Source organism: Neisseria sicca 4320 (assembly GCF_000193735.1).
In the GTDB taxonomy this organism is placed as follows: domain Bacteria; phylum Pseudomonadota; class Gammaproteobacteria; order Burkholderiales; family Neisseriaceae; genus Neisseria; species Neisseria sicca_E.
The window spans coordinates 1-4,969 of record NZ_AEPF01000096.1 but is presented as its reverse complement, the minus strand read 5'-3'; the positions used below and the strand labels follow the sequence as shown (position 1 = coordinate 4,969).

Here is a 4,969-nt window from a genome sequence, read left to right as displayed (position 1 = left end):
ACTCGAACTTGAAGAATTATTTTTATTCGAATTTGAATCAGATGAATTTTGCGCAGTGCCACCACCAGCGGACGGCGCACGACCTGCGTCGTTTGCGCCATTCCCGCCGGCGGTTGCACCCGCGCCATTTCCTTTATTGCTTGACGCACCACCTCCAACGGATCCGCCACCACCCGCGCCCGAACCTGACGAACTCGAAGAGGCGGAATTATTCGACGACGTTGACGAATTTCCACCAAGAGAACCGACTGACGAACCACCAAAGTCAGTGTTTTTCGCCTTTACAGTACATAAAACAGAAAAAGTTCCACCTGATTTTTTTGTTATTTCACGATAACCTTTGTTACATTCTGATTCATGAGCAATATCACTAGGTTCAACATAACCTAAACCCCAACCCCAAACATTTTTCCCATCTGTCCCAACACACGTAGTACCACGCAGTTCAAATCTTACTCCTCTCATCGATTTAACAGGACCAGAACAAGCAGATTCAGGAGTATCCCCATAATTAATATCGCCACCTAAATTAAAACCATACCAATAACCTTTAGATTTCGCAGGCGAACCAGATCGACCACCACCACCACCTGACGAACCACCACCACCTGACGAGCCACCGCCACCTGACGAGCCACCACCACCTGACGAGCCACCGCCACCACCTGACGAGCCACCGCCACCGCCTGACGAACCACCGCCACCGCCTGACGAGCCACCGCCACCGCCTGACGAGCCACCGCCACCGCCCGAACCGTCACCCTTGCCCCCCTGTTTTTTGCTTAACTTCTTCCTCTTTTTTCTTTTGTTCAGCGCGTTTTACTTCAATTTCACGCAAAAGACGTGCAAATTCATCATCTTCCTTATACATTTGCTTCAATTGTTCTTTAGTGATACCCAAATCGCGGGCATCTTGTTCAAGCTGTTCTTCACGACCCATTTCAGAATAAGGCTTTTTTCCCCCTTCCTTCAAGGCTTTATTTGCCTGTTCAATTTCATTTAAATCAATGATTTGCATATCTTGCTTTTTTCCAGCAATACCCAAATATTGATAACGATAAAAACATTTATCCAAAATACAAGCCATCTTTGTTACCCGCGTTTTATAATAAAGACCATCATCTTTATTTAAAATCGCAATATCCTTAGATTCCCATAACTCAGTCATATCACTCAAAACCTTACTAGTTCTAAAACCATATCCAGACTGCCCAGCATCGAAGTCCTGGGCAAAAGAAACCGAAGGAATAAAAAAAGCGATCACTGATAAAACGACCGCCGACAAATTCATTTTCATAACTAACCTTTAAACAAGTAAATCAGCGATAAAACCGCGAAAAAACCCATCAGAAAAGGGAAATCAACTACCATCATACACACCCATACCTGATATAAATTTAGCAACCAACCTAAAACAAAACATCAAGACAAAAATGGTTAAAAATGGAGCAGCAACTTTTGCACCACCCGACATCTGGTCAAATACAGAACATTCAGGCAATGAAATAACTACTTTTTCGCCATTCAAAAACCATTCTTTGCCGACTTTTTGAGGGTAAATTAATTTACCTTCGCCATTAATAACGGGCGCGGTTTGAGATAACACGAAATCGTTTGCAACTTCGACATTCTCGAAACACTGAAAACCAACACGATACCCCATACCGCACCCCGTTAATTAACGACCGCCCAAGAAACTGGAAACGAGCTTAAATGCACGGACAACCACATATACGGACAGCAAAGCCATGCCCACAGAACTTACGACAGGAACAACTTTAGCAATTTCAGCAGCCATGGTTGTACCGACATCGCCAAAGCCATCAGCAGCGGCAGCAGCAGACAGACCAACCAGAGCGGAACCAACGCCGATTTTTTGTTTCAAATTTTTCATAAAAAACACCTTTTTAGTAATTAAAACCCCGTTTTCAAAGGCAAACGGGCAGCCCAAAAACTATTTAAGTACCTTATCAGGAGCTTTGATTTCCGAACGAACCGGCTGAATATCGAGAATCACGTTTTGGACACGATTACCGTTTGTTTCAACTTCGATATCAATTTCCGCATCAAAAGGGAGAGGAATACCATTAAATTTTTCAAAGTTTTCAGACGTTCCAAATTTCAACGGCTCAGTAGCAGATCCGCGCATGTCGGGATTGTCTCGGGAAAAGGGAAATTCAACATATACCGTCGTTGAATCGTATGCCTTACCAGTGTCATTCATCACACCTTTAGAACGTTTTAAGCCTTGAACTTTAGCGAACATTTTCATATCAAATTACCTTCCTGCCTTCTTAGGCTTTTGGACTAAAAATACACATCAAGCGACCATCTTTATCACAATGATATGCAAAACAATTTAAATTAAGTGCGTGTTTAATTCCCAAATGAACCATATAATCAAATTCGTCTTTATCTTTGTCAGATACGCCTTTAAATTCAGCAAATTGGCTCACTGATAAACAAATCAAAACACGCCTAAAATCATAAGAACTATAATGTTCATCATCCACCAAAACACATGGGTAAATCTTCCTGTTACAGTCAACAGCTTTAATCATTTTCAAACCCCTGAAGAATCATTCCGTATTCATCCATCAACTCCAATTCAATTGAACCTTCGTATTCGTCATGAATAAACTGCATATAATGACGTCTTGCACTTAATGAGTACTCAACCGAATAAGAAGCAGGATTCACACGCTCAGGCAATGCACCGTCTTTACGCCTTAGACGCTCAACAATCTCTTCAGGCGACATACCCAACTGAATCATCATATTTACGGCGCGACCCGCCTGGTTAGATGCTACTTCTTGAACTCGATCTATCGATATTTCCATGCGCTTTTCAGACGACAAATAACGATTTGATGAACCAAAATTCTGCAAACGCTCACAAATTGGAAAAGCACCGCCCCAAAACTGACCGGGCTGCAACAACACATCAAGCGGAATCAGACAGTTTTTACCCATGAACTGGAGTTCAAAACGCGTCCAAAACAGATCCGATGTATCACCTTGTTCTTTAGCTTTGTCGTATATGCGGCAATAACAAGATGAATTTTTAGATCCAACACCGAGCGTCTTACCGTTTTGCGTTCCATTCAGCCAATCAGAGCCGATTTGCGCCACCAAAGGACGTTTACCCCTCTTATCAAATTCTCCTTTTTGATAGGCTTCCCAAGCAGAATCAGGACTTATCTCTTGGTTGTAGAAATCTTTAGCCACGTCACAACGGGTTATGCGGGGACTAAAGGCGTGTTCACTCAAAAACCGATATAGACGCAGTTCCCATCCGTCTTTAGCAGCCGTACACCCTTTGCCCGTCAACTCAATCAGAATCGTGCCATTCTGACCGCCGATGTAAGCTTGACCGTACAGGACACCTTCAACCGACATTTCCCATCGTTCTTCATAAAAACGACCTTTCCCGACGGGAGCAGGGGAGCTAATACCGAATCCGAAAATCCATTCTGCAATTTCAGACCAGTTTCTCATCACATCTAAGTCAGTTACTGGAGAGGCGATACCCATCGCAAGCAATTCAGGCGCGAAGCCGACAACCGATTTTTCTTTGAATGTGAAGCTCAAGGTATCAATGAAAGCAGTGTTTCCAAGCCCCCGACGGAGCGGAATTACTTTTAAATTTCCGTCAAAATCTATTACTGCCGTTTCATAACGTTCATATTCCTGATTTAAAACAACGGTTTCCGAAGGTTCGACCGTTGGTTTTCCTGTCGTCTTCAAATCTCGACCCCCCCTGTTAGATAGGGGGGGGGGGATTATCCCAAGCCCCTAAATTACTCATCGATACACCCCATATCTTTCTTAGGCGCACCATATGAAACAGACAGGGCTACGCCCGCAGCCACCCACATTTCAGCGCGAGACAACGCTAAAACTTCAGATCGGAGATCAAAATAAAGGGTATGGAGCAAAATATCATGTTCACGACACTCAACCCGCCAGCCCGCCTTTTCCTGTATTACTTTTGCGCTACGTTGGTTTTTCATGTTTTAACCTTTTTACAACACATAACTGTTATTTGCATTCATGTATGCAATTTTGGCATTGTATTCATGTATGCAAATATGCACAAGACAAGTATGCTTGTTAACAAGTAACTACTTGTTTTATATTGCATAAAAGTTTTAGGAAAAATGACGCATGAAATCACTGAGAATCAAAGAAGAGCAGGAAGAGAGCATTAGACGGCTTGCCATCAATGCCAATAAGAAACTGATACAGCTTGGGCGAGAACCGCTGAAGGACAGCGAGCTTGCCCATATCCTTCTAAACGAAGCCATCAAACGCGCCTACATCGGCGACGACGGCGAAATCACAATTAAGAACTAATGAAATCCTTAAAACATCTATTGTTTATTTCAATAGGCTTTTCAATCGGTTATTTCACTGGATTCATACAAGGGGAATCAAAGGCAATTGAATGCCTAAAGACCCAAAAACCGACAGAGCTAAACTTATACTGTCTTTTTTCTTCCCCCAACGTCGAATTTATCGAACTAGACAAACTTCGCGACAGCATAAAAACACAGTGAGCCTATGCTCAAATAGCGAGCCTTGTCTAATCATAGTAGTATTTAAATTACATGATTAAACAAGGCTTTGATTCTATTATGTTTACTCAAAAAGACTGGTTAGACTTGGCAAAAGGACGCTTACGCATCAGATCCGATTATGCACTGGCAAAAAGATGGGATGTTTCAGCGTCTGAAGTATCTCAATACAGACGCGACAGGCTACGTTTGCCGCTTGCCGTGATACTTGACATCGCCGAAGTCATGCGATGCGACCCAATGGAAATTATTACCGGACTGGAATACCGAAGATGCAGGGAGCAGGATAGGGAGCGCATCAAATCAGAACATTTCAGGCTAATGACTAAATCTAATTGGTACTTTAAAAATACAGGAAATTTGCCATACAAAGGCGGACGATAGTCTTAATT

At 42.8% G+C, this 4,969-nt stretch carries 10 protein-coding genes and 1 pseudogene; 3 read left to right on the top strand and 8 right to left on the bottom strand.

What is annotated here, in order from left to right; genetic code table 11:
• A pseudogene (locus NSCA4_RS15560) lies at nucleotides 1-337 on the top strand (hypothetical protein); the annotation flags it as partial.
• A gap of 187 nt (nucleotides 338-524) precedes the next feature.
• Here the strand turns inward: NSCA4_RS15560 and NSCA4_RS15555 are convergent.
• From NSCA4_RS15555 to NSCA4_RS0109030, 8 genes are all read right to left on the bottom strand, one after another.
• Complete coding sequence (locus NSCA4_RS15555) at nucleotides 525-719, bottom strand: hypothetical protein (protein ID WP_176621483.1); 195 nt, start codon at nucleotides 717-719, stop codon at nucleotides 525-527.
• Nucleotides 720-757: 38 nt separating this feature from the next.
• On the bottom strand, nucleotides 758-1,297 hold the full coding sequence (locus NSCA4_RS15160; RefSeq protein WP_016687832.1) for a hypothetical protein: 540 nt from the start codon (nucleotides 1,295-1,297) through the stop codon (nucleotides 758-760).
• A 63-nt stretch (nucleotides 1,298-1,360) separates the two neighbouring features.
• A complete protein-coding gene (locus tag NSCA4_RS0109050) occupies nucleotides 1,361-1,663 on the bottom strand; it encodes a hypothetical protein (protein WP_016687831.1) in 303 nt (100 codons plus the stop codon).
• A gap of 15 nt (nucleotides 1,664-1,678) precedes the next feature.
• Entirely contained in the window at nucleotides 1,679-1,894 is a 216-nt protein-coding gene (locus tag NSCA4_RS0109045) for a major capsid protein (protein ID WP_016687830.1), read from the bottom strand.
• A 60-nt stretch (nucleotides 1,895-1,954) separates the two neighbouring features.
• Nucleotides 1,955-2,272, bottom strand: a complete 318-nt coding sequence (locus NSCA4_RS0109040) for a hypothetical protein (RefSeq protein WP_016687829.1) — start codon at nucleotides 2,270-2,272, stop codon at nucleotides 1,955-1,957.
• Nucleotides 2,273-2,294: 22 nt separating this feature from the next.
• A complete protein-coding gene (locus tag NSCA4_RS15155; protein ID WP_141565466.1) occupies nucleotides 2,295-2,561 on the bottom strand; it encodes a hypothetical protein in 267 nt (88 codons plus the stop codon).
• Nucleotides 2,554-3,747: a replication initiation factor domain-containing protein gene (locus NSCA4_RS0109035; RefSeq protein ID WP_016687828.1), complete on the bottom strand. Its 1,194-nt coding sequence runs from the start codon at nucleotides 3,745-3,747 to the stop codon at nucleotides 2,554-2,556. The genes NSCA4_RS15155 and NSCA4_RS0109035 overlap by 8 nt, the downstream gene beginning before the upstream one ends.
• Before the next feature lie 53 nt (nucleotides 3,748-3,800).
• Nucleotides 3,801-4,013, bottom strand: a complete 213-nt coding sequence (locus NSCA4_RS0109030; protein WP_016687827.1) for a hypothetical protein — start codon at nucleotides 4,011-4,013, stop codon at nucleotides 3,801-3,803.
• A gap of 154 nt (nucleotides 4,014-4,167) precedes the next feature.
• Here NSCA4_RS0109030 and NSCA4_RS0109025 point away from each other — a divergent pair, with 154 nt between their 5' ends.
• Together NSCA4_RS0109025 and NSCA4_RS13030 are read left to right on the top strand one after the other, a co-directional pair.
• Nucleotides 4,168-4,356 carry a hypothetical protein gene (locus tag NSCA4_RS0109025; protein WP_016687826.1) on the top strand — a complete coding sequence of 63 codons (189 nt, stop codon included), beginning with the start codon at nucleotides 4,168-4,170 and terminating at the stop codon, nucleotides 4,354-4,356.
• 254 nt (nucleotides 4,357-4,610) lie between these two features.
• Entirely contained in the window at nucleotides 4,611-4,961 is a 351-nt protein-coding gene (locus tag NSCA4_RS13030) for a helix-turn-helix domain-containing protein (RefSeq protein WP_050901027.1), read from the top strand.
• The last annotated feature ends 8 nt before the right edge of the window (nucleotides 4,962-4,969 follow it).

What these genes read in the sequence shown, in the direction of transcription:
- NSCA4_RS15160 (WP_016687832.1), bottom strand. Translation starts at nt 1,297, where the DNA reads ATGAAAATGAATTTGTCGGCGGTCGTTTTATCAGTGATCGCTTTTTTT.
- NSCA4_RS0109050 (WP_016687831.1), bottom strand. Translation starts at nt 1,663, where the DNA reads ATGGGGTATCGTGTTGGTTTTCAGTGTTTCGAGAATGTCGAAGTTGCA.
- NSCA4_RS0109045 (WP_016687830.1), bottom strand. Translation starts at nt 1,894, where the DNA reads ATGAAAAATTTGAAACAAAAAATCGGCGTTGGTTCCGCTCTGGTTGGT.
- NSCA4_RS0109040 (WP_016687829.1), bottom strand. Translation starts at nt 2,272, where the DNA reads ATGAAAATGTTCGCTAAAGTTCAAGGCTTAAAACGTTCTAAAGGTGTG.
- NSCA4_RS15155 (WP_141565466.1), bottom strand. Translation starts at nt 2,561, where the DNA reads ATGATTAAAGCTGTTGACTGTAACAGGAAGATTTACCCATGTGTTTTG.
- NSCA4_RS0109030 (WP_016687827.1), bottom strand. Translation starts at nt 4,013, where the DNA reads ATGAAAAACCAACGTAGCGCAAAAGTAATACAGGAAAAGGCGGGCTGG.
- NSCA4_RS0109025 (WP_016687826.1), top strand. Translation starts at nt 4,168, where the DNA reads ATGAAATCACTGAGAATCAAAGAAGAGCAGGAAGAGAGCATTAGACGG.
- NSCA4_RS13030 (WP_050901027.1), top strand. Translation starts at nt 4,611, where the DNA reads ATGATTAAACAAGGCTTTGATTCTATTATGTTTACTCAAAAAGACTGG.